A 23525-nucleotide genomic window follows, 5' to 3' on the forward strand; every position below is an offset into this window, starting at 1 on the left:
CCTCAGTACGTGTACTGCACCTGCACCCACAGCTTGTCGGTGTCGGCGGTCCGCGTGGCGTCGTCGCTGCGGTAGCGCGCCAGCTTGAGCAGGCCGTTGAGGCCCTTCACGCCGGGAATCGCGTGCGCGTAGGACAGGTCGACCTCGTTGCCATAGTCGCCGCCGCCGCGTTCGGGTGAGAAGTCGTGGTACCAGGCCTGCAGACTGCCGCCGCCCAGCGGGACGGTTGCGCCGACGTAGCGGTCGACCACGCCGGCGGCGGGTGTGGTCAGGAATACATCCGCCCAGCCCTGGAAGGCATGCTTGGTCGCCAGCGGGGTCTGGAAGGCACGGTTGCCGCTGCCGTCGCCGCCGCCGAGCGATTCGTAGCCGGCCTTGAACATCGTGCCGCGCCATTGGTAGCCCAGCTCGCCGAGTGCATAGCGGCTGTCGAGGTCCCAGGGGTTGTCGCCCAGATCGCGCTGGCGCGCGATTTCGGCCGCGTAGCGCCAGGCGCCGGACGCACCTTCCAGGCGCAGGCCGGTGGTGTGGCTGGACAGGGTGCCCAGGGGCGCGGACGCCGACACGGCGATGCCGTCCAGATCGAGGCGGTAGTGGTAGGCCGTCGCCGACAGCGCCGGTGCGATGCGCAAGCCCGCCTGCAGCAGGTGGCTGCGGCCATCGATTTTCGCGGGGTTGGCGCGGGTGGCAAAGCGGCCGTCGTCGGGGCCGAAAATGGTGTGGATGCGGCCGATGATCGTGTAGTCGAACGTGAGCCGGTCGAGCGGCGCGAGCTGCAACCGGACGGCGTCGTAGGTCTGCTCGTTCTGGCGCCAGCCCACGCCGCCGACAAAGCGCTGGTTGCCGAGGTTGATGCGCTGGCGACCGAAGGTGGCACTGCCGCCGCCGAAGGCCCAGCGCACGAGGGCCTGGTTGACCGCGGCGCCATCGGGATCGGCGACCACGGGGTACGCGCGCGCGCCGTTGCGGGTGTCGTTGAAGCGGTCCGATCCCAGGTGGGCGACGCCATCGATTTCGCCGAGCGCAGACCAGCCGTGCCATTGCGGCGTCAGATAGCCTACGCGCGCGCGCAGCGTGTGCGCATCGGCATTGCGCGCCAGGCCGTCCTGTTCGACGTGCTCGTAGCGATAGCGAAGGTCAAGGGACGGGCCGGGGCCGTCGGCGGCCATGGCGGCCAGGGGCAGGGCGGCGAGCAGCAGCGGCAGGGCACGGCGGCGGAGGGTGCAAGGCGACATGTCGGTGTCTTCGTGTGGGGTATGCGCACCTTCTGCTTCGGTGATGCGTGTCGCCATGATCTTGGTCAACGCAGAGGCATTGCGTCGCAAGGCGTGAGGTGCGCGTGCATTGTTCTTCCGGGCCACCACGCAAAACGCCCCCGCCGGGGGCGGGGGCGTTGGGCTCGGCCAGGGGGGATCAGCCCTCGACGATCATGCGCGAACGCATTTCCAGGTGCAGTGCATGGCAGAAGTGCGTGCAGTAGCACCAGTACACACCAGGTTTGTCGGCGATGAACGTCACCGATTTGGTTTCCTGGGGATTGACGATGAAGTTGATGTTGTAGCGCGGAATGCCGAAGCCGTGCGTCAGGTCTTCCACCTTGTCGAGGTTGGTCAGGGTGAGCGTGACCTCGTCGCCCTTCTTGACCGTGAATTCGCGCAGCGCGAAGGCGGGTGCACGCGAGTTCATCCGTACGTGCACCTTGTTGCCGTTGCGTTCGATGCCGACATCGGCTTCGGTCTTCACCGCGTTGGGGAAATCATCGATATCGTAGATCTGCCGCGTCTTGATGACCGAGGCATGGACCAGCAGCGCATCGTGCGGCTCGGGGTAGGCGGTGTGGTCGTGAATCAGCACCATCTTGTCGCCCGAGATGTCGATCAGCTGTTCGGTCTCCACATGCAGCGGGCCGACCGGCAGGAAGCGGTCCTTGGAGAACTTGTTGCCGGAGTTGAAGTACTTGCCGTCGGCGTTCTTCGTTTCGCCCATCGAGGTGTAGCCGTGGCCCGGCTGATAGTGCACATCGACGCTGTCGACGATCACCTTCGCGTTGGCATCGCCGGCGAACTGGGCAATGGCAGCATCGACATTCCACTTGACGATCTTGCTGTCGAGAAACAGCGTGGTGTAGGCGTTGCCGCGTCCGTCGAAGGCGGTGTGCAGCGGACCGAGGCCGACGTTGGGCTCGGCGATCACCGCATCGCGCGCGTTGGTCAGGCTGCCGGCGAACCACTGTTCGACCTTCGACAGGTCGATCACCGAGCATGTCGGCGAGAGCTTGCCCGAGCATACGAAGTACTTGCCGTCCGGGCTGGCGTTCACGCCGTGGGGGTTCTTCGGGACCGGGACGTAGCAGGTCAGTGCCGTCTTCGGGTCCGCATTGGCCGCCTTGCGCCCATCGACCACGGGCACCTTGGATTCGCCGATGGTGATGAAGCGCCCTTCGGCGACTGCCGCTTCGATCCGCGCGACATCGAAGAACACGCAGGCATCGTGCTCGGCGGACATCATGTCCTCGTAGTGGATTCCGCCTTCGGTGTTGTACTGGTTCGATGCGGCGTACTTGCCGTCGTAGGACGTGGCCACCAGATCCATGTTGCCGTCGACCTGGCACTGCCAGCGCACGTCCATCGTCTCCGCATCGACGCACGAGAACAGGCAGCCGTACTTGTCGGGGGCATCCATGTCGCGGCCGTCGTTGGGCAGCGGGATGTGGAACTCGGCACCGGCGAATACCCGGGTGGTGTGATTGACCGAAGCGTCCACCGGGTCGCGTTTGTCGGTGAAGATGCCGTGGTGGCCCTGCACATTCGGCAGTTCGGTGATGCGGTCGACCTCGAAGGTATCGCCGCGGATGCGGGCAATGCGGCTGTGCAGCTTGTCGTTGACCCAGAAGTACTTGCCGTCGTAGGTGCCGTCGGCGTACGACCCGTGCACGTGGTGCGTGTCACCGGTCCAATATTTGAGCTGGCCATCGGGCCGCGTTCCCATGATTGCGCGCGATTCGTTGGTGATGCCCCAGCCGACCATGGGATCGATGTTGAACACCGGGATGCGCTTGAGCGTGCGTCCGGACGGGCACCCGTAGATGCGCATCTCGCCCGAATGACCGCCCGACGAGAGCACGTAGTACTCGTCCAGCTTGCCGGGAGGAACTTCGTACCGGCCGTGGGGACTGCCGGCCGAAGCGGCCGTGCCTGACGTCGCGGTACCGGCGGCCGGTGCGCCGTCTTTTGCGCAGCCGATCAAGCTCAGGCCGGTGCCTGCGAGCCCGGCCAGCGCTGTGGTGCCGAGAAACTTACGTCTCCCGGGACTGTTCATTACGTCTTCGCTGCTTGTCATGACGCCTCCTGTGGGCATCGGGGATATGCGCGACGGAGTCTATGAACGGCCTATTCACTTTTCCCTGATCCAGATCAAGGTGAATCGGGTGTGAGGACGCCAATCTCTCGCTCGATCTCCGGCGCCCGACGTGGCGCGGACATCGCCCAATCGGTTTCCGGAGAAAGCAATGCATCTGTCGTCGCCCCGCCTCGCTGTCTGCGCCATCCTCGCCCTCGCGTTGGCCGCCTGTGGCGGCGATCGGGCTGAAACCACCGACTCGACGGCACCTGCCCCGGCCAATGCAGAGGCATCGCCTGCACCTGCACCTGTTCCGGCCTCGCCCGAAGTTGCGGCTGCGCCCGCCGCGGCGCCTGCTGCCGATGGCCCGGGCGCAGAGGTGTTCCAGAAGGCCTGTGCGCTCTGCCACGCCACCCCTGGCATGGGCGCGCCCGTGGTCGGCAACCAGGAGGAGTGGGCGCCGCGCATCGCGAAGGGCACCGATACGCTGTATCAGCACGCACTCGAGGGCTTTGTCGGCGAGAGTGGTGCAATGCCCGCGCGCGGCGGCAATCCGGCGCTGTCGGATGAGGAGGTCAAGTCTGCGGTCGACCACATGGTGTCGAAGGCGCAGTAGCGCGGCAGACTGAAGGAGGGCGACGCGATGGCGACGCAACGCAGGTGGCATGCCTGCGCCAGGCGGCTGGCCTGGATCGTACTGGGGCTATGGGCGGTCGTCGCCGGTGTCGCGCACGCGGGCTCGTCCTACGAGGCCGAACTGGCCCAGGCGTTGTTCGTCGACCCTGATCTGTGCCGGCACGCGCCGTGCGCGAGCGTGTTGCCTGACGCGCAGCGGTTCTCGTTGCGTGAGGGCAATCCGGCCTTCGTCCGCGGCGTGCGCGACGAGACGGACGGCGAACGGACCGTCGGCTATGTGTTCTTGTCCACTGACGTGGCGCCGGATGTGGTCGGGTACTCCGGCAAGCCGATCGTGACCCTGGTGGGCATGGACGCCCAGGGCCGCATTGCCGGTGCGCGAATCCTCAAGCACAGCGAACCGATCCTGCTGGCCGGCATTCCCGAGTCGCGGCTGGACAGCTACATCGCCCAGTACACCGGCACGCCGCCGGGCGCGCGCTACGAGCTCGGCCGCGCAGAGGGCGACCATATCGCGATGAAGGCGATCAGCGGTGCGACGGTCACGGTCATCGCCGAAAACCAGATGATCAGCCGCGGCAGCTATGCGGTGGCGCGCCAGGTGGGATTGATCGAAGCGGTGGCTCGCCCACAGGCACGCTTCATCGAGGACACCACTCCGCGCGACTGGGCAAGCCTGGTCGCTGAAGGCAGCGTGCAGCACTTGGTGGTCACGCCGGCGCAGGTCGGCGCCGACGATCGCGGCGAACCGTTCATCGACTTGTGGTTCGGTTACCTCAATGCGCCCGCGGTGGGCATCAGCGTGCTCGGCGAGACGGGATGGCGCCGGCTGATGGACGAGCTGGGTCCGGACGACCATGCGATCTTCGTGATCGGCAGCGGTGCCAGTTCGTTCAAGGGCTCGGCGTTCGTGCGCGGCGGCATCTACGACCGCATCCAGGTGTCGCAGTCCCCCGATCTCTACACGTTCCGCGACAGCGACTATCGCAATCTCCACTCGGTCCAGGCCGCAGGCGCGCCGGCGTACGGCGAGTCGGGCATCTTCGTGCTGCATGGCGGCAGCTTTTCGGCCGCCTACCCCTGGCAGCTGACGTTCCTGGCCAAGCTCGACGGCAGCGATGCGTTCGCCAACTTCGATGCCGAGTACTGGTTGCCGGGGCGCTACCTGGAAGGCGGACGGCCGACGATCGACACACCGGAGCCTGCCTGGAAGAATATCTGGCGTGCGAAGCGGTGGGAGATCGCCGCATTTGTCGCGCTGCTGCTGTTCACGTCTGCGTTCTACGCCACCCATCGGGTCTGGGCCGCACGCGCGCGTCGCACCGACAAGCGCTGGGTCCTGTGGCCCCATATCGCGGTCTGGCTGGCCGCGCTGTTGTTCGTCGGATTCGGGCAGATGGCGCAGCCCTCGGTGGTCCAGGTGTTGACGCTGATCCACACCGTGGTCGAGGGCTGGCGCTGGGATCTGTTCCTCAGTGATCCGCTGATCTTCCTGTTCTGGATCTTCATCGCCATCACCATCGTGATCTGGGGACGCGGCGTGTTCTGTGGCTGGCTGTGTCCGTACGGCTCGCTGAGCGAGCTGCTGCACAAGACGGCCGGTCGGCTGGGGCTGCGGCGTTGGCAGTTCGCGCTGCCCGCGCGCTGGCACCATCGGCTGCGCTGGCTCAAGTACGTCGTGCTGGCGGTGCTGGTGGCCGCCTCGTTCCACTCGATGGCGCTGGCCGAGCGGTTAGCCGAGATCGAGCCATTCAAGAGCACGTTCCTGGTCTACGCCTGGACCCGCAGCTGGCCGTTCCTGTTGTTCTGGGTTGTGCTGCTGATCGCTTCGATGTTCATCGAGCGCCCGTTCTGCAAGTATCTGTGCCCGCTGGGAGCGGCGTTGGCGATTCCGTCGCGGTGGCGCGTGATCGGCCTGCGGCGCAAGTCCGACTGCACCACCTGCAAGGCCTGTGCGGTGGGCTGTGGCTCGCAGGCGATCGATCCGCAGGGGCGGATCGACCCGAGCGAATGCATGCAGTGCCTGGATTGCATGGTGCTCTACCACGATGACCACGCCTGTCCGCCGCTGGCCAAGGAGCGCAAGCGACGCGAGCGTGCCGGGCTGCCGCCGACGCCGATCGGCCGCGACGGTCATTTCATTCCGATCGAGGTGATCGAGTGAGACCGGCGCTGGCGCTGCTGCCGTGGTTGCTGTTGGGCGCGGCGTCCTTGCAAGCGGCGACGCTGCGCGTGGCCCCGGGGGAGCGTATCGCCGATGCCATCGCGGCCGCGCAGCCTGGCGACACGATCGAGATCGCCAGGGGGCGTTACCACGAGACGCTTCGGATCGATCGGCCGCTGACGCTGCGCGGCCTTGACCGGCCTTCGATCAGCGGTGGTGGCCAGGGCGATGTGATCCGGGTGGTGTCGCCGGGCGTGCGCATCGAAGGGCTGATCGTGCGCGACAGCGGCGACGATCTGGGTGCGCAACATGCCGGCGTCTACCTGAATCCCGGCGCGCACGACGCGGTCGTGCGGGACTGCGATTTCGCCAATGTGCTGTTCGGTCTGTGGATCGAGAAGGCCGATCGGGTGGTGATCGAGGGCAACCGCATCACCGGCATGCGCCACAAATTGTCGTCGCAGCGCGGCAATGGCATCCAGCTCTACAACAGTCAGCATGCGCAGATCCTGCGCAACCGCATTGCGTTCGCGCGCGACGGCATCTATGTCGACGTCTCGCACGATGCCCAGTTCGTCGGCAACCGGCTGCACAACCTGCGTTACGGCAGCCACTACATGAATTCCTACCGCAACCTGTGGCGCGACAACGACAGCTATCGCAACCAGGGCGGGTTGGCGCTGATGGAGGTGCGCGACCTGGAAGTGCGCGGGAATCGCACTTGGGACAACGCCGATCACGGCATCATGCTGCGGACGATCCAGGACTCGCGCGTGGAAGGCAATGTCATGACCGGCAACGGCCGCGGCCTGTTCGTCTACGACGCCGAGTACAACGTGCTGCGCGGCAACCTCGTCCTCGGCAACCAAGTCGGGGTGCACCTGTGGGCGGGGTCCTACCGCAACGAGGTCGATGGCAACGACTTCATCGGCAATGGCGAACAGGTGCGCTATGTCGCATCGCGCGATGTGCAGTGGGGCCAGGGCGAGGGCAATTACTGGAGCGACTACCTGGGCTGGGATCAGGACGGCGATGGCTACGGCGACACCGCCTTCGAGGCGAGCGACGCGGTCGATCGGCTGGTCTCGCGCTATCCCTTTGTACGGCTGCTCGACAGCAGTCCGGCGCTGCGCACGCTCAAGCTCGTTTCGCGCCAGTTTCCGGTGCTGCGCACACCGACCATCGTCGACGCGCGTCCGGCCATCCGGCCCCACCATCCCGAGTGGCGGCGCTGGCTCGAACGCGATGCGCGCACGCGCGGAGAGGCACCATGATCGAAATCGAAGCGGTAAGCCGGCGCTATGGCGCGGTTCTGGCGGTGGATCGAGTGGACCTGCAGATCGGCGCCGGCCGGATCTACGGTCTGGTCGGCCACAACGGCGCAGGCAAGAGCACGTTGATGAAGATGATGCTGGGGATCGTCGCGCCCAGCGCCGGTCGTCTGCGCATCGATGGCCGCGACGTCAGCGGGGCCGGGTTCCGCGCGCTGCGTCGCACGATCGGCTATCTGCCCGAGAACGTGGCGTTGTACGACAACCTCAGCGGACTGGAGACATTGCGCTTCTTCGCCCGGCTCAAGTCGACCGATCCGGCGCAGTGCGCACCGCTGCTCGAGCGGGTCGGGCTGGGCGCGGCTGCCGATCGCAGTGTGCGCGGCTACTCCAAGGGAATGCGCCAACGTCTGGGTTTTGCCCAGGCGTTGCTCGGCGCGCCGCGATTGCTGTTTCTCGATGAGCCCACCAATGGACTGGATCCGGTGGCCATCCACGGCTTCTACGACACCTTGATGCAGCTGCGCGCCGACGGCGCGACCGTGCTGATCAATTCGCACCTGCTGGCCGAGATCGAGTCGCGGCTCGACGGCCTGGCGATTCTCGCCAACGGGCGCTTGGTGGCCGAGGGCACCGTTGCGAGACTGTCTGCTGCCGCGCAGTTGCCCGCGCAGGCGCACATCGAGGTTCGCGGCGATCACGCCCCCATGGTCGCCGTGCTTGCCGCCGCAGGCTTCGATGCGCGCCCCGACAAAGACGGCGGTCTGCATTGTGCCGTCGCGCAGGCACGCAAGCCGGCGCTGCTCGCCGCATTGGCCGGGCAGGGCGAGCTGCTGGCCGGCTTTGCGCTGCAGGAGCCGACGCTCGAGGACATCTACTTGCGCCATCAGCGCGACGCGGAGGCGGCATGAGACTGGATTGGCAATGGCGCCCCACGCTTGCAGTGGCGGGCAAGGAATTCCGCGATCGGGTCCGTAACCGCTGGGTGGTTGCCGTCGCGGTGGTGTTCGCGGCGTTCGCGCTGCTGATTGCGTACTTCGGCGGCGCGCAGGGCGGGGAGGTGGGCTTTCGCGGCATCGCGGTGACGGTGGCCAGCCTCACCAGTCTGGCGATCTATCTGGTGCCGCTGATCGCGCTGCTGCTGGGATTCGACGCAATCGTGGGCGAGCGCGAGCGCGGCACGCTCGATCTGATGCTGTCGATGCCGCTCACCCGTGCCGAGATCCTGGTCGGTAAATACCTGGGCCTGGCCGGCGCGCTGTCGCTGGCCACGCTGGGCGGTTTCGGCGCCGCGCTGCTGCCACTGCTGGGCCGCCTCGATGGCGCGGGCGTGCGGATGTATCTGGGCTTTGTCGGCAGCACAGCGTTGCTGGGTCTCGCATTCCTGAGCCTGGCGGTCTTGATCTCGACGCTGGCGCGCGAACGCGCGCGGGCATCGGGCGCGGCGATCGCGACCTGGTTCGGCTTTGTGCTGGTGTTCGATCTCGCACTGCTCGGTGTGCTGGTCGTGACCGCGGGCCGCGGTGCCTCGGCCTGGGCGCCTTACGTTTTGTTGCTCAACCCCGCCGACGTGTTCCGCGTGCTCAACCTCTACGGCAACGACGCGCTGCGTGGCGCCTTCGGGCTCGGCACGCTGCTGCCGCAGCACTGGAACGACCCCATCCTGCTGTGCGGCGCGATGCTGGCCTGGATCCTCGCGCCGCTCGGCCTTGCTCTGTGGAGATTCCGATGACCCTTCGTTCGTACTGGACCCCCGCGCTGCTCGCGCTGGGCCTGACCCTGGCCGCATGTGCGCCGGCAACCGTCGGCGGCGCAAGCGATCCGACGGCCGATGCGTCCTGCGAGCTCGACGGCATGCTGCTTGCCGATTATCCCGGCCCGAAGGGGCAGATCCGCTATGCCGATGGCGGCGTTGCCTGGTTCTGCGACACGATCGAACTGCTGTCGCTATACCTGGCGCCCGAGCAGGTGCGCGCAGTCGCCGGTGCCTACACCCAGGACATGGGCGCCGCTGACTGGGACGCGCCCAAAGGGCATTGGATCGCGCTGGACAGCGCCTGGTTCGTCGCCGGCGCCGATCTGACCGGCAGCATGGGGCCCACCCTGGCCAGCTTCGCTCAGCGCGAGGCCGCCGAGGTCTTCGCCCGCGCGCATGGCGGCCGGGTACTGGCGTTCGCCGAGATCACCCCCGACCTGGTGCGGCTCGATGGCGGCATGCACCTGGACCATGGCATGTGAGGCCTGACGCGATGGACCCGTTCTTCACCGGTATGGCACCGGACACTGCACTGGAACTGGCCGAGCTGTCCCGGCGCATGTACGCACTGCGCGAGACCCGCAAGGGCCTGCTTGCCAGCACCGGCGAGGCCGACGCCGATGCGTTGCTGGCCGCGCTGCGGGCGGGACGGCTACCCGAGCATCCGGCCTACGACAGCTGGCTGTCGGTCATCGTGCTCGAGCGTGCGGAGGTGGCGCTGCGCACGCGCATCGATTGGCGATGTCGCCATCCGCGCGCCGAAGCGCCGAGCGGCGCGGACGACGACAGTGGTTTGTCGGCCTTGCTCGCCGAAGTGTCGGTGCCCGAAGCGTTCGCGTCGGTCCAGGTGCATCCCGACGGCGTGTCGTTCGTCGGGCCCGGCGGCCTGAACGTCGTGGCGCGCATCGCTTGGGCCCACGACTGGGCAGTGGAGTGGCATCTGGATGGGCGCAGCTGGCGGCTCGATACCGCGCCGGTCGCGCATCCCGATGTCGCCACGCGCGCGCACCTGCATCGCCCCGATGGCACCGTGGTGGCCGATCCATTGGCGCTCGAGACCGACAATGCAGCGGTCGTGCTGCAAACCGTGCTCGATGCGCTTGCGCGCGACGCGCTGCGGTAGCGGCCGATGCGTGATCCGGCAACGACGAGCGTCCAACCCGACCGGTGGCGTGCGGCCCTCGCACTGGTGCTGCTGACCGTGCTCGCAGGCGCTGCGGCGCTGGGGTTGCGCCCTGCGGTGCGCATGCAGGCCGAGTACCTGGTGTTCGGCTCGCGCGCCCGGGTCGATGTGGTTGCCGCCGACCGCGAACGGGCCGAGGCGGCACTCGCGGAGATCGGCGGGGTGCTTGCCGAGGACCATCGGCGCTGGCACGCCTGGGAGCCGAGCGCGCTCACGCAACTCAACCAAGCGCTTGCTGCGGGCCGCAGCGTGCGGCCCGAGCCGGATCTGCTGGAGATGATCCGGCTGGCCCTGGTTGGCTATACGCGCAGCGGCGGCCTGTTCGATCCGGCCGCCGGCCGCTTGATCGGGGCCTGGGGATTCCACACCAGCGACTACCCGGTACGCACCGCAGCGCCCGATGCCGCGCAGCTCCAGGCGCTGCTGGCCCAGCGGCCGAGCATGGCCGATATCGAGGTGACCGACACGGGGCGCGTGCGCAGCCGAAATCCTGCAGTGGCCCTCGATCTCAACGCGATGGCCGAGGGCTATGCCGCGTTGCAGGTGCAGCGGATCCTGGCGCGCCATGGCATCGACGATGCGCTGGTCTACATCGGCGGCTTCGTGCTTGCCGTCGGAGACGACGACGGCAAGCCGTGGCCGGTCGGCATTCGGGCGGCGGACGGCATGCTCGGCACGCTGGTCTTACAGGACGGCGAGGCCCTGGCGTCGTCGGGCGATTACGAGCGCCATCGCGATGGCACGGCGCAGGGGCACATCGTCGATCCGCGCGATGGCCGCCCGCAGCGCGCCAGTGCAGCGGCCAGCGTGCTCGCGCGCGACCCGGTCATGGCGGACATCGCAGCGACGGCGTTGATGGTGGCCGGTCCCGAGGGCATGGCGCGTGTGGCGCACGACATGGGGCTGCGCTGCATCGCGGTGCAGGACCACGACGGTGCTCTGCACCTGTCGCCCGCGCTCGCCGAGCGACTGCAGCTGACGGCGCCGGCGGCCCAGCCGGTCCGGATGGTCGAGGTCGACGATGGGCCCTGTTAGAGCGCACCGTCAGCCAACGCCACTCAGCTGACGCGTGCCTCGCGCACGATCGCCGCGGCCTGCGCGGAGGCCTCGCGCACGCGTGCGTAATCGCCGGCCGCCAGCCATGCCTTGTCGAGCATCCACGAGCCGCCCACGCACAGCACGTTCGGCTGCGCCAGGAACTCGGCGGCGTTGGCAGCGGAAATACCGCCAGTCGGGCAGAAGCGCATGTCCTGCACCGGGCCGGCGAGGCCCTTGAGCATCGCCAAGCCGCCGACGGCGTTGGCCGGGAACAGTTTGCAGTTACGGAAGCCCAGGTCGCGCAGGGCGAGAAACTCGGTCGGGGTGGCGGCACCCGGCACCGCCGGCACTGCGGCCTGCGCCAGGGCCTCGGCCAGGCGCGGGGTCGTGCCCGGGGTGACGAGGAAATCGGCGCCGGCATCGATCGAGGCGCGGATGTTCTCGGCGTTGAGCACGGTACCGGCGCCGATGACGATCTCCGGACGCTCGCGCTTGAGCATGGCCAGGGCGTCGATCGCGATCGGCGTGCGCAGGGTCAGTTCCAACGTGGTCAGGCCGCCTTCGAGCAGGGCGTCGGCGAGTGCGCGGGCCTGGTCGAGCGTATCGACGGTGATCACCGGCAGCACGCCGGCAGCCCGCAGCAGCTCGGCGGCACGCTGCTGGCGGTCGGACATCGGAGAAGCGTGGGGCATGAGGTCAGTTGTCCTTTTCGGCATGCGGCGCATCGGCGGCGGCACCGTCGGCGCCCAGATCGTACTCGGCGTCGTAGTCCCACACCGCGCCCTGGATCGTGGGCGGTCCGCAGGAGATCGACAGGGCGCCCTGGTCGGCCGGGGAGACGTTGGCGCGGTTGAAGGCGAACAGGTTGCGACCGAAGTCGGTCGGCGCGGGTGCGGTGTCGGGTGCGGCCTCGCGGCGCTGCCACTCGTCGGCATCGACCAGCGCTTCGAGAATGCCGGCCTCGCCGTCCAGGCGCACGATGTCGCCCTCGCGCAGGTAGGCCAGCGGGCCGCCCCGCGCGGCTTCGGGGTGACGTGGATCGCCGCGGGAATCTTGCCCGACGCGCCCGACAGGCGGCCGTCGGTGACCAGCGCCACCCGGCGGCCCTGGTTCTGCAGCATCCCCAGCAGCGGTGCGAGCGAATGCAGTTCGGGCATGCCGTTGGCCTTCGGCCCCTGGTAGCGCACGACCGCAACGAAATCGCGCGGCAGCGCGCCGGCCGCATGCAGGCGGTTGAGCGCCTGCGGGGCATCGACGACGACGGCCGGCGCCTCGATCGTGCGGAACTCCGGCTTGACCGCCGAGAGCTTGATCAGCGCGCGCCCGAGGTTGCCGCGCAGCAGCCGCAGCCCGCCCTGGGCCTCGAATGGCGCCGAGACCGGGCGCAGCACCGCATCGTCCGCGCTGGTGGCGATGCCCGGCGTGTACACCACGCGGTCACCGTCGACCTTGGGGTCGTCGCAGTAGGCGCGCATACCGCCGGCAACGACCGTCGGGATGTCGTCGTGCATCAGCCCGGCGTCGAGCAGTTCGCGGAACACGAAGGCGTTGCCGCCGGCGGCGTGGTAGCGGTTCACGTCCGCCTCGCCGTTGGGGTAGACCCGCGCCAGTAGGGGCACGATCTGCGAGAGCGCGTCCATGTCGTCCCAGGTCAGCACGATGCCGGCCGCGCGCGCGACCGCGATCCAGTGGATCGTGTGATTGGTCGAGCCGCCGGTGGCCATCAGCATCGCGATCGCGTTGACGATGGCGCGCTCGTCGATCAGTTCGCCCAGCGGTCGGTAGTCCTCGCCCAGCGCGGTGATCGCCAGCGCACGGGCGACCGCTTCGCGGGTGAACGCTTCGCGCAGTGGCGTGCCCGGGTTGATGAAGGCCGCGCTCGGCAACTGCACGCCCATCGCCTCGAGCAGGGTCTGGTTGGAGTTCGCGGTGCCGTAGAAGGTGCAGGTGCCGGGCGAGTGATAGGACTGCGCCTCGACCTCCAGCAGTTCGGCGCGCGTGGCCTCGCCGGCGGCGTAGCGCTCGCGCACCTCGGCCTTGGTCTTGTTGGGCACGCCGGGCGTCATCGGCCCGCCCGGCACGAACACGGCGGGCAGGTGGCCGTAGGCGAGGGCGCCGATCAGCAGGCCCGGCACGATCTTGTCGCAGATGCCCAGGTACAGGCTGGCGTCGAACATGTCGTGCGACAGGCCGATCGCGGTCGCCTGGGCGATGACGTCGCGCGAGAATAGCGACAGCTCCATGCCGGCGCGGCCCTGGGTCACACCATCGCACATCGCCGGCACGCCACCGGCGACCTGCGCGGTCGCGCCGAGCGCGCGCGCGGTCTGGCGGATGAACTCCGGATACGGCTCGTAGGGCTGATGCGCCGAGAGCATGTCGTTGTAGGCGGTGATGATGCCCAGGTTCGGCGTCGGCTCGTTGCGCAGGCGCAGCTTGTCGGTCGGTCCGCACCCGGCAAAGCCGTGGGCGAGGTTGGCGCAGCTCAGGCGACCGCGCAGCGGACCCTCGTCGCGCATGCGCGCGATGCCGTCCAGATACGCGCGACGCGACGCGGCGCTGCGCTTGCGGATGCGCTCGGTGACGGAATGCAGAACGGGATGCAGGCTCATTGGCGGCGGCGATGAGACGGAAAGGAGGGAAGGGGCGCCCGGATGCGCGGACGCGGCGCGCGGATGCCGTCGATCACGGGCACCAGTGCACGTGCAAGTCTGCGCCGGGCACGGTCAAGGCGATGCGTGCCGGGTACTCGTGAACGTCGTCGCTGCGCAACAGTTGCTCGAGCAGTGCGCGCTTGCGTTCGCCGCGGATCAGCAAAATCCGCGTGTGCGCCGGGGCCAGGCCAGCCGGCGTCAGGCTGATGCGGCGGGCCCAGCGCTGCGCGCCCGGGCAGCCGGTCGCATCGACGCCGACGTACGGCGTGGGCGCGGCCAGCGCGGCGTCGAGATCCTGCATGCCGGGGAACAACGACGCGGTGTGGCCGTCGTCGCCCATGCCCAGCACCACGACGCCGGCCGGCTGGCGCGCATGCAGGTTGGCGGTCGCCAGCGCCTCGTCGAACGGACGGCCGGCGCGCGTGATCGTCTCCAGCCGCGCCTGCTGCGCCTTGTTCTGGATCAGTGTCTCGCGCACCAGGCGCGCATTGCTGTCCGGGTCCTCGGGCAGCAGCCAGCGCTCGTCGACCAGTGCGACGTCGACGTTCTCCCAAGGCAACGGCGACTTCGACAGCGCGGCGTAGACCGGGCCGGGCGTCTTGCCGCCCGACAGCAGCAGGCGCGCGCGCGGCCGCTCGCGCAGGTCGCGTGCGATCGCCGAGGAAATCGCGATCGCGGCCCCCCAGGTCCATTGGGTGGCCGAGTCGTAAGCGTGCAGGTGCATACGGCCATCGTGACCGATTCGGGCCGTGTTGCCAAAGCCGTCGGCGTGCTCGGCGGTCACGGCGCGGCCCTGCGCACGGCGATCGCCGCCGCGCCAAGCAGGCCGGCGTGCGGGTGCAGCACCGCCAGGCTCGGGACGCGGCCCATGTTCGGCGAGAAGCGGCCCTTGTGCTCGAAGCGCTGGCGGAAGCCCGAATGGCGGATCGAATCGAGCATCTTGGGCACCAGTCCGCCGGTCAGGAACACGCCGTCCCAGGCGCCAAGGGTCAGCACCAGATCGCCGGCGATCGCGCCGAACACAGCGCAGAAAATGTCCACCGCGCGTGCGCACAGCGGGTCGCCCGCCTGCGCGCGGGTGGTCACGTCGGAGGGTTGCAGCGGGCCGGGGTCGACCCCGGCGATCTCGCACAGCGCGTGATGGATGTTGACCAGGCCCGGCCCGCAGATCAGTCGCTCGTTGGACACGCGCCCGAACTGTGCGCTGAGCCGTTCGAGCAGGCGGGTTTCTTCCGGCGTGCCCGGCGGGAAGCTGACGTGGCCGCCCTCGGTCTCGAGTGGGTAGTAGTGGCCGTCGCGGACCACGAGTGCACCGACGCCCAGCCCGGTGCCCGGGCCGATGACCGCATACGTGCACGGTGCGTCGGCGCGCTCGGGCGGCGACCACTGCACCCCGCCGATCGCGGTGTAGTCGCCCGGCTGCAGCAGCGGGATCGCCATCGCCTGCGCGGCGAAGTCATTGACCAGCTCGACGTCGCTCAGCTCCAAGCGCTCGCGGGTGCGCCGGCGGGAGATCACCCAGGGGTGATTGGTGATGCGCGCCTCGTCGCCGTCCACGCGGCCGGCCACGGCGAACACGCCGCCGCGGATGCGCGTATCGCCGACATGGCCGATGGTCTGCAGATAATGCTGGGCGGCGTCGGCCAGCGAGGGGAAATCGGCGACCGCAAAGCCCTGCACGGTGTCGAGTTGCAGCGGTGTGGCGCTGGCGGTGTCGGCCAGCGCGAAGCGCGCATTGGTGCCGCCGATGTCGGCGAGCAGGGCGAGCGAAGCGTCGGTCACGACTTGCGTCCGTTGTGCGTGGTGAGGGTGCGCGGCAGGAATGGCACGGCTTCGGCCGGCCCCCAGGAGCCGGCCGGATAGTCGTGGACTGGCGTGCGGGCCTGGCGCCAGGCCTCGCTGACACTGTCGATCCAGCGCCACTGGGCCTCGACTTCGTCGTCGCGCACGAACAGGGTCTGGTCGCCCTTGAGCGCGTCGATCATCAGCCGTTCGTAGGCAATGCGGCGCTTGGGCGGCAGCATCGCCAGGTCCAGCGACATCGGTTGCAGCTCGTTGGCGCTCCATTCCGATGCCGCCAGGCTGCCCATCAGGCCGAGCTCGATGGTCTCTTCGGGCTGCAGCCGCACGCGCAACTGGTTGGCGCGGGCGCGCTTGCGCTCGTCGGCGCCGAACAGCCAGTGGGTGACCGGCTTGAAGGTCACCACGACCTCGGTGGTGCGTGAGGGCATGCGCTTGCCGGTCACCAGCCGGAACGGCACACCGGCCCAGCGCCAGTTGTCGATCCAGGCGCGCAGGCCGACGAAAGTCTCGACGTCGTCGCGGTGACTGAAGCCCTTGACCGCGCGGCCGTCGACCACGCCGTCGCGGTAGCGGCCGCGGATGCTGTCGGCCTCGGCGGCCGACGGTGTCATGGGGCGCAGCGCGCGCAGCACCTTGCGCTTTTCGTCGCGGATCGCGTCGGGGTCCATCGCCGCCGGCGGCTCCATCGCGATCAGCGCGAGCAACTGCAGCATGTGGTTCTGCACCATGTCGCGCAGCGCGCCGTAGTCGGCGTAGTAGCCCTCGCGGCCGTCGATGCCAGCCGTTTCGGCGACGATGATGTCGACCGATTCGATCCAGCGCCGTTCCCAGACGGCCTCGAACAGCGTGTTGCCCAGCCGCAGCGCCAGCAGGTTCTGCACCGGCGCCTTGCCCAGGTAATGGTCGATGCGGAAGATCCGCGACTCGTCGAGTGCGGCCTTGAGGGTAGCGTCGATCTCGCGTGCGCTGGCCAGGTCGTGACCGATCGGCTTTTCCAGCACCAGGCGCGACGGCGGCTCGAGCAGGCCGGCGGCCTTCAGGCCGCGGCAGGCGGACGCGAACAGGTTGGGCGGCGTCGACAGATAGCTGACCGCCGGGCGGTCGGCGAACGGCGAGAGCGCCTGCGCCATCGCCTCGGGATCGGACAGGTCGGCCGGCACGTAGCGCACCCGGCGCAGCAGCTCGTCCAGCGTGGCCGCCTCGTAGTCGTCGCCCAGGCGCTCGCGCAGCCAGCCGCGGAAGCTCTCGTCGTCGTGTTCGCTGCGCGCGATCGCCACGACCCGGAAGTCGGCCGGCAGCAGCCGGTCGCGCAGCAGGTGCAGCAGGGACGGGAACAGGTAACGTTGCGCCAGATCGCCGGTGGCGCCAAACAGCAGCAGAGTGTCGTGCATGGACGCCTGGTTCGCCTCGTGTTCACGGAAAGGGGAATCGTGAAGTGTGTCGTGCAATCGCCCGCAACCGCAATGCCTCCGCCAAGCGCGCCCGCACGGCGACGCACTGGCCGGGGCGCGCGGCGGCGATCGCGGTTGCTGCGGCGATCGCCGGCTGGCGTGTAAACGATTACATGCCAGAATAGCGTATTGCGTTCTCGATGCACGGCCTGGCCGGGGCATCGTTCACACGCCTCCAATCACGATCCATCCGACAGCGGGAGACGCCATGGCGAAGGTGCGGTTCGACGCGGTACGCAAGGTCTATCCCAACGGCTACGTGGGTGTGGCGGGCGCCAGTTTCGAGGTCGCCGACGGCGAACTGCTGGTGCTGGTCGGCCCGTCTGGCTGCGGTAAGTCCACGTTGCTGCGGATGGTCGCCGGCCTGGAGGCGATCAGCAGCGGCACGCTGACCATCGGCGATCGGGTGGTCAACGACATCGCGCCCAAGGATCGCGATATCGCGATGGTGTTCCAGAGCTACGCGCTGTACCCGCATATGAGCGTGGCCGAGAACCTCGCCTTCGGGCTGAAGCTGCGCGGCCAGGACAAGGCCGACATCGCCGCGCGCGTGGCCGAGGCCGCACGCGTGCTGGAGCTCGACAAGGTGCTCGACCGCAAGCCGGGACAGTTGTCGGGCGGCCAGCGCCAGCGTGTCGCGCTGGGCCGGGCGCTGGTGCGCCAGCCGCAGGTGTTCCTGCTCGACGAGCCGTTGTCCAACCTCGACGCCAAGCTGCGCGCCGGCATGCGGGTGGAGATCGCGCGGCTGCACCGCGCGCTGGGTACCACCATGATCTACGTGACCCATGACCAGATCGAGGCGATGACGCTGGGCCAGCGCATCGTGGTGCTCAAGGACGGGCAGATCCAGCAGATCGACACCCCGATGGCGCTGTACGAAAAGCCCGCCAACCTGTTCGTGGCGACCTTCCTCGGCAGTCCGGCGATGAACGTGCTGCGCGGCCGCCTGCAGCATGACCAGGCCGGCTGGGGGCTGGCGCTGGGCGACGGTACGGCGCTGGCGCTGGGCGCGGCCGGGTTGCCGCCGGCCTGGGCCGGCCGCGAGGTCGATCTGGGGATCCGCCCCGAGCATCTGGTGCCGGCCGAGGTCGCCGACGCCGGCCTGGCGCCGGTGGTGGAAGTGGTCGAGGCGGTGGGCAGCGAAGTCTTCGTGAATCTGCGCCTGGGCGATCGCCCGCTGATCGCCCGGCTGCCGCCCGACCGGGTACCGGTGCCGGGCGAGACCCTGCCGCTGGCGGTCCCGGCCGGCCGCGTGCACGCTTTCGACGTCGAGACCGGCACCCGCCTGGTGCCCTGAGCGCGGCGTCCCGCGGCCCAACGGCGCCCAAGCGCGGTGCCGGGCCGGCGGCGCGATTCCGGGTCGCTGGCTATACTGGCCGCTTGCGCGCGCGCGGCGCGCGGTCCGCCGTGCGTCAGCATCGCCGGGCCGGATGTCGCGTGCGTCCCCGCCGTTCCACGACCCGGCGCCGGCCCGCCGGCGCCATGAGGCCCCCGACGCCCGCATGCGCCTGTCCACGATCAAGCTCGCCGGTTTCAAGTCCTTCGTCGACCCGACCACGTTGCACCTGCCGACGAACATGACCGGCGTGGTCGGGCCGAACGGGTGCGGCAAGTCCAACATCATCGACGCGGTGCGCTGGGTCATGGGCGAGTCCTCGGCCAGCCGCCTGCGCGGCGATTCGCTGACCGACGTGATCTTCGCCGGCTCGACCGCGCGCAAGCCGGTGTCCCAGGCGATGGTCGAGCTGATCTTCGACAACAGCGACCACACCATCAGCGGCGAGTTCGCCGCGTTCAACGAGATCTCGGTCAAGCGCACCGTCAGCCGCGACGGCCAGAGCGGCTACTACCTCAACGGCACCAAGTGCCGCCGCCGCGACATCACCGATCTGTTCCTGGGCACGGGTTTGGGCCCGCGCAGCTACTCGATCATCGAGCAGGGCATGATCAGTCAGGTCATCGACGCCAAGCCCGAGGACCTGCGCATCTACCTCGAGGAAGCGGCCGGCATCTCCAAGTACAAGGAGCGCCGCAAGGAGACCGAGACCCGGATCCGGCATACCCGCGAGAACCTCGAGCGGCTGGGCGACCTGCGCGAGGAGGTCGGCAAGCAGTTGCAGCACCTGGCCCGCCAGGCCCGCCAGGCCGAGCAATACACCGCGATCCAGGCCGAGCGCAAGATCCGCGACGCCGAGTGGAAGGCGCTGGAATGGCGCACGCTCGATTCGCGCCTGCGTGCGCTGCGCGAGGGTCTGGCGCAGGAAGAAACCCGGCTCGAGCAGCTGATCGCCGAGCAGCGCGAGGCCGAGCGCGAGCTCGAGACCGGACGCGAGCGTCGCCATGAGGCGGCCGAGGCGCTCAACCGCGCCCAGGCCGAGAGCTACGAAGTCAGCGGCGCGCTCGCCCGGATCGAGCAGCAGATCCAGCACCAGCGCGAACTGTCGGCGCGCCTGCTCAAGGCCCGCGACGAGGCGCAGGCGCAGCTGGCCGAGATCGGCGCGCACATCGACCAGGACCAGGTGCGGCTCGACACCCTGCACGAGCACATCGCCGAGGCCGAGCCGCAGCTGGCGCAACTGCAGGACGAGGACGCAATCCGGCAGGACGCGCTGCGCGATGCCGAGACCGCACTCGCCGACTGGCAGGCCCGTTGGGAGGCGCACAATCGCGAGCAGGGCGAGGCTGCGCGCGCCGGTGATGTGGAGCGCACGCGCGTCGACTATCTCGACCGTCAGGCGCTGGAAGCCGGGCGCCGGCGCGAGCAGTTGCAGGCCGAGCGCGATGGCTTGGACCTCGATGCGCTGAACGAGGCCTTTGAGGACATCCAGCTCCGCCACGAGGACCAGAAAGCCGCTCTCGATGCGCTCGGCGAGTCGCTGGAGGCGCGCAAGGAGGCGGCCGTCGAGCTGCAGGACGCCCAGCGTGTCGCGCAGGAGGACCTGTCGGGCGTGCGCAAGCGCGCGCAGGAAGCCCGCGGCCGGCTGGCGTCGCTGGAGACGCTGCAGCACGCGGCGCTGGGCCAGGAACAGGGCGCGGCTGTCGAGTGGCTGCGCCAGCGTGGGCTCGATTCGGCCGCGCGCGTGGGCGAGCGGCTGCGCGTGGAGGCCGGCTGGGAGTTCGCGGTCGAGAGTGCGCTCGGTCAACTGATCGAGGGCGTGCTGGTCGATGGCGACGGCGTGCCCGCCGATCTGGTCGACGCACTCGGCGAACTGGGCGAGAGCCGCCTGGCGCTGGTCGCCGCCGACGAGGCGCCGGCGCAGTTCGCGCCGACCTCGCTCGCGGCCCGGGTGCAGGGCCCGCTGGCGATCCGGCGGCTGCTTGCGCGTCTGCATGTCGCCGACACCCTGGACCAGGCGCGCGCGTTGCAGGCCGGGCTGGGCGAACACGATTCGGTCATCACCCGCAGCGGCGAGCGCCTGGGTGCGGGCTGGGTGCGGGTGTCGCGCTCGGGCGCGGCCAAGCAGGGCGCCCTGCTGCGCGAGCGCGAGATCCAGGCGCTGCGCGAAGAGATCGCCGCGCTGCAGGATCAGGAACACGAGTTGGAGCGCGGCCTCGCCAGCGGCCGCGATCGCTTGCTCGCCGCCGAGCAGCAGCGCGAAGAGGCGCAGCGCGCGCTGTACCTGGCGCATCGCGGCGTGTCCGAACTCGCCGGCCAGGTGCAGAGCCAGCAGGGCCGGGTGGAGGCCGCGCGCACCCGGATCGCGCGCATCGATGCCGAGCTCGCGCAGCTCGACGAGACCCTGGCCCAGTCCGCGCAGCAGGCACGCGAGGCGCGTGCCCGGCTCGAGGACGCGGTCGGCAGCATGGGCGACCTGGAAACGGCGCGCGCCGCGCTGGAAGCCGAGCGCCGTAGCCTGACCGATGCCCGCGACGCCGCCCGCGCGGCCGCGCGCGAATCCCGCGACACTGCGCATGCGCTCGCGCTGACGCTCGAGTCGCAGCGCGCGCAGGTCGCCTCGCTGACCCAGGCGCTGACGCGCATGGGCGGCCAGCGTGGTCAGCTCGACAACCGTCTGGGCGAGCTGTCGGCGCAACTGGCCGGCGGCGACTCGCCGGTCGAGGCGCTCGAGGACCAGCGTCAGGTCGCGCTGGAGGAGCGCGTGCGCACCGAGCAGTCGCTGGCGCAGGCGCGCTCGGCGGTCGAAGGCATCGACAATGAACTGCGCACCTACGAGCAGGTCCGTCAGCAGCGCGATGCGCAGGCGCTGACCCAGCGCGAGGCGATCGGCCAGCGCCGGCTCGACCAGCAGGCGCTGGTGATCGCCGCCGATCAGCTTGCCGCCCAGGTCGTGGAGGCCGGCTTCGTCGTCGACGACGTGCTCAATGGCCTCGACGATGCGGCCAATGCCAAGGACTGGGAGAAGATGGTCGCCGACTTCGACGCGCGCCTGCGGCGGCTGGAGCCGGTCAACCTCGCGGCGATCGCCGAGCATGCCGAGGCCGCGCAGCGCAAGGAATACCTCGACGCCCAGGACGCCGACCTCACTGCCGCGCTGGACACGCTGGAGGAGGCGATCCGCAAGATCGACCGCGAGACCCGCGGCCGCTTCAAGGACACCTTCGATCGGGTCAACGCGGGCGTGCAGGCGCTGTATCCGCGCCTGTTCGGCGGGGGTCACGCTTACCTGGAGCTGACCGGCGACGACCTGCTCGACACTGGCGTGGCGATCATGGCCCGCCCACCCGGCAAGCGCGTGTCCAATATCTCGCTGCTGTCTGGCGGCGAGAAGGCGATGACCGCCGTGGCCCTGGTGTTCTCGATCTTCCAGCTCAATCCGGCGCCGTTCTGTTTGCTCGACGAGGTCGATGCGCCGCTCGACGAGGCCAATGTCGGCCGCTTCACCGCGATGGTGCGCGAGATGAGCGAGCAGGTGCAGTTCCTGTTTGTCAGCCACAACAAGGCGACGATGGAAGCCGCATCCCAACTCAGTGGCGTTACCATGCGCGAGCCGGGCGTCAGCCGCCTGGTGTCTGTCGATCTTGCCGAAGCCACGCGACTGGCCGGCGCCGCCTAGGAGAACACCGCCAATGACCGATGAGTGGATGCTGCGTATCGGAATCATCGTCGCCGGCGCGCTGCTGATGGCGGCGATCTGGTACTTCGGGACGCGCCCGCGCGGCGGACAGGGACGGCGCATCGCGCCTGCCGAGGACGCACGACGCGAGCCGACGCTCGGTGCGCAGCTCGAGCGCGAACTAGGCGAGGGCGAACCGGCGCAGGCGCCGGGCGATGGTGACGCGGTGCAGGCAGAGATGGACCTGCTCGACCGCACCGTCGGCACGGTCTCGCCCAACAGCGAGCTGGGCAAGCGCAACACCGACGACTTCGACAAGATCGTCACGCTGTACATCGCCGCGCGTGCGGGCAATGTGCTGCGCGGGCCGGACATCGTGGTCGCGGCCGAGAAGACCGGCCTGACCTACGGCCACATGAACGTGTTCCACCGCCTCGTCGACGGCCATCCCGAGCGCGGCCCGATCTTCAGCGTCGCCAATATCCGCAGCCCCGGCAGTTTCGAGATGGCCGAGATCCAGACCCTGGAAACGCCGGCGATCGCCTTCTTCCTGACCCTGCCGGCGCCGGTCCGTGCGCTCGACGCCTGGGACACGATGCTGCCGACCGCCGAGCGGATGGCCGAACTGCTCGACGGCGTGTTGCTCGACGAGCAGCGCAATGCTCTGGGCCGCCAGCGCATCGCCGGCCTGCGTGACGAACTGCGCGCCTGGGACCGCGAACGCGACGCGCCGCCGGTGACCCGCAGCCCGCGCTGGTGACCGCGCGCGGATGTCGATTTCCGGCATCAGTCACCTGACCTTCGTCGTCCGCGACCTCGCGCGCACAGCGCGACTGCTGGTCGAGGGGCTGGGCGCGACCGAGGTCTACGACAGCGGCGACCGCCCGCACTCGTTGTCGCGCGAAAAGTTCTTCGTGCTCGGCGGCGTCTGGATCGCTGCGATGGAAGGCGAGCCGCCGGCCGAACGCAGCTATGGGCATGTCGCGTTCTCGGTGAATGCTGCCGACCTGCCGGGTTACCGCGTCCGGCTCGAAGCGCTGGGTGTGGAGATCCGGCCTGCACGGCCCAGGATCGCAGGCGAGGGCGACTCGCTGTACTTCTACGACTTCGACGATCATCTCTTCGAGTTGCACGCCGGGACACTGGATGCGCGGCTCAGTGCCTATCGCAGGGTGTCCGAGCCGATGCGCTGACGCCGATGTGATCGATCGATTC

Annotated in this window: 18 protein-coding genes and 1 pseudogene; 12 read left to right on the top strand and 7 right to left on the bottom strand. The window is 69.3% G+C overall.

The window, feature by feature from the left end; genetic code table 11:
• Positions 1–2 precede the first annotated feature (2 nt).
• On the bottom strand, positions 3–1235 hold the full coding sequence (locus BEN78_13375; GenBank protein ID ASR45137.1) for a hypothetical protein: 1233 nt from the start codon (positions 1233–1235) through the stop codon (positions 3–5).
• Positions 1236–1413: 178 nt separating this feature from the next.
• Positions 1414–3339: a nitrous-oxide reductase gene (locus tag BEN78_13380; protein ASR44209.1), complete on the bottom strand. Its 1926-nt coding sequence runs from the start codon at positions 3337–3339 to the stop codon at positions 1414–1416.
• Positions 3340–3508: 169 nt separating this feature from the next.
• Between BEN78_13380 and BEN78_13385 the strand changes: the two genes are divergently transcribed.
• The 8 genes from BEN78_13385 (at position 3509) to BEN78_13420 (ending at position 11384) form a co-directional block, all read left to right on the top strand.
• Positions 3509–3955, top strand: a complete 447-nt coding sequence (locus tag BEN78_13385) for a cytochrome C (GenBank protein ASR44210.1) — start codon at positions 3509–3511, stop codon at positions 3953–3955.
• Between the two features lie 27 nt (positions 3956–3982).
• Positions 3983–6139 (top strand): 4Fe-4S binding protein, encoded by a 2157-nt coding sequence (locus BEN78_13390; protein ID ASR44211.1) that lies wholly within the window; start codon positions 3983–3985, stop codon positions 6137–6139.
• On the top strand, positions 6136–7413 hold the full coding sequence (locus BEN78_13395; GenBank protein ASR44212.1) for a copper ABC transporter substrate-binding protein: 1278 nt from the start codon (positions 6136–6138) through the stop codon (positions 7411–7413). Before BEN78_13390 ends, BEN78_13395 begins: the two co-directional genes overlap by 4 nt.
• Complete coding sequence (locus BEN78_13400) at positions 7410–8321, top strand: copper ABC transporter ATP-binding protein (GenBank protein ASR44213.1); 912 nt, start codon at positions 7410–7412, stop codon at positions 8319–8321. The genes BEN78_13395 and BEN78_13400 overlap by 4 nt, the downstream gene beginning before the upstream one ends.
• The gene (locus BEN78_13405) at positions 8318–9142 is read left to right on the top strand and encodes a hypothetical protein (protein ASR44214.1); all 825 of its coding nucleotides are present in this window, start codon (positions 8318–8320) and stop codon (positions 9140–9142) included. Before BEN78_13400 ends, BEN78_13405 begins: the two co-directional genes overlap by 4 nt.
• On the top strand, positions 9139–9648 hold the full coding sequence (locus BEN78_13410) for a hypothetical protein (protein ASR44215.1): 510 nt from the start codon (positions 9139–9141) through the stop codon (positions 9646–9648). Before BEN78_13405 ends, BEN78_13410 begins: the two co-directional genes overlap by 4 nt.
• Before the next feature lie 11 nt (positions 9649–9659).
• Positions 9660–10289, top strand: a complete 630-nt coding sequence (locus BEN78_13415) for a hypothetical protein (GenBank protein ASR44216.1) — start codon at positions 9660–9662, stop codon at positions 10287–10289.
• Positions 10290–10352: 63 nt separating this feature from the next.
• Positions 10353–11384, top strand: coding sequence for a hypothetical protein (locus BEN78_13420; protein ASR45138.1), 1032 nt, complete (start codon positions 10353–10355; stop codon positions 11382–11384).
• Between the two features lie 23 nt (positions 11385–11407).
• On the opposite strand, the gene BEN78_13425 is transcribed toward BEN78_13420, so the two are convergent.
• From BEN78_13425 to BEN78_13445, 5 genes and pseudogenes are all read right to left on the bottom strand, one after another.
• A complete protein-coding gene (locus BEN78_13425; GenBank protein ASR44217.1) occupies positions 11408–12061 on the bottom strand; it encodes a 2-dehydro-3-deoxyphosphogluconate aldolase in 654 nt (217 codons plus the stop codon).
• Positions 12062–12083: 22 nt separating this feature from the next.
• Positions 12084–13999 (bottom strand): annotated as a pseudogene (locus BEN78_13430) (phosphogluconate dehydratase).
• A gap of 73 nt (positions 14000–14072) precedes the next feature.
• Entirely contained in the window at positions 14073–14765 is a 693-nt protein-coding gene (locus BEN78_13435; protein ID ASR45139.1) for a 6-phosphogluconolactonase, read from the bottom strand.
• Between the two features lie 56 nt (positions 14766–14821).
• Positions 14822–15823, bottom strand: a complete 1002-nt coding sequence (locus BEN78_13440; GenBank protein ID ASR44218.1) for a glucokinase — start codon at positions 15821–15823, stop codon at positions 14822–14824.
• Positions 15820–17235: a glucose-6-phosphate dehydrogenase gene (locus tag BEN78_13445; GenBank protein ASR44219.1), complete on the bottom strand. Its 1416-nt coding sequence runs from the start codon at positions 17233–17235 to the stop codon at positions 15820–15822. The genes BEN78_13440 and BEN78_13445 overlap by 4 nt, the downstream gene beginning before the upstream one ends.
• Before the next feature lie 268 nt (positions 17236–17503).
• On the opposite strand from BEN78_13445, the gene ugpC reads away from it, so the two are divergent.
• The 4 genes from ugpC (at position 17504) to BEN78_13465 (ending at position 23503) form a co-directional block, all read left to right on the top strand.
• Entirely contained in the window at positions 17504–18592 is a 1089-nt protein-coding gene (gene ugpC / locus BEN78_13450) for a sn-glycerol-3-phosphate ABC transporter ATP-binding protein UgpC (protein ASR44220.1), read from the top strand.
• Between the two features lie 205 nt (positions 18593–18797).
• Positions 18798–22310 carry a chromosome segregation protein SMC gene (locus tag BEN78_13455; protein ID ASR45140.1) on the top strand — a complete coding sequence of 1171 codons (3513 nt, stop codon included), beginning with the start codon at positions 18798–18800 and terminating at the stop codon, positions 22308–22310.
• A 13-nt stretch (positions 22311–22323) separates the two neighbouring features.
• Positions 22324–23070 carry a cell division protein ZipA gene (locus tag BEN78_13460; GenBank protein ASR44221.1) on the top strand — a complete coding sequence of 249 codons (747 nt, stop codon included), beginning with the start codon at positions 22324–22326 and terminating at the stop codon, positions 23068–23070.
• Positions 23071–23080: 10 nt separating this feature from the next.
• On the top strand, positions 23081–23503 hold the full coding sequence (locus BEN78_13465; protein ASR44222.1) for a FosX/FosE/FosI family fosfomycin resistance thiol transferase: 423 nt from the start codon (positions 23081–23083) through the stop codon (positions 23501–23503).
• The last annotated feature ends 22 nt before the right edge of the window (positions 23504–23525 follow it).

The organism is Xanthomonas citri pv. mangiferaeindicae, from assembly GCA_002240395.1.
Taxonomy (GTDB): domain Bacteria; phylum Pseudomonadota; class Gammaproteobacteria; order Xanthomonadales; family Xanthomonadaceae; genus Luteimonas; species Luteimonas citri_A.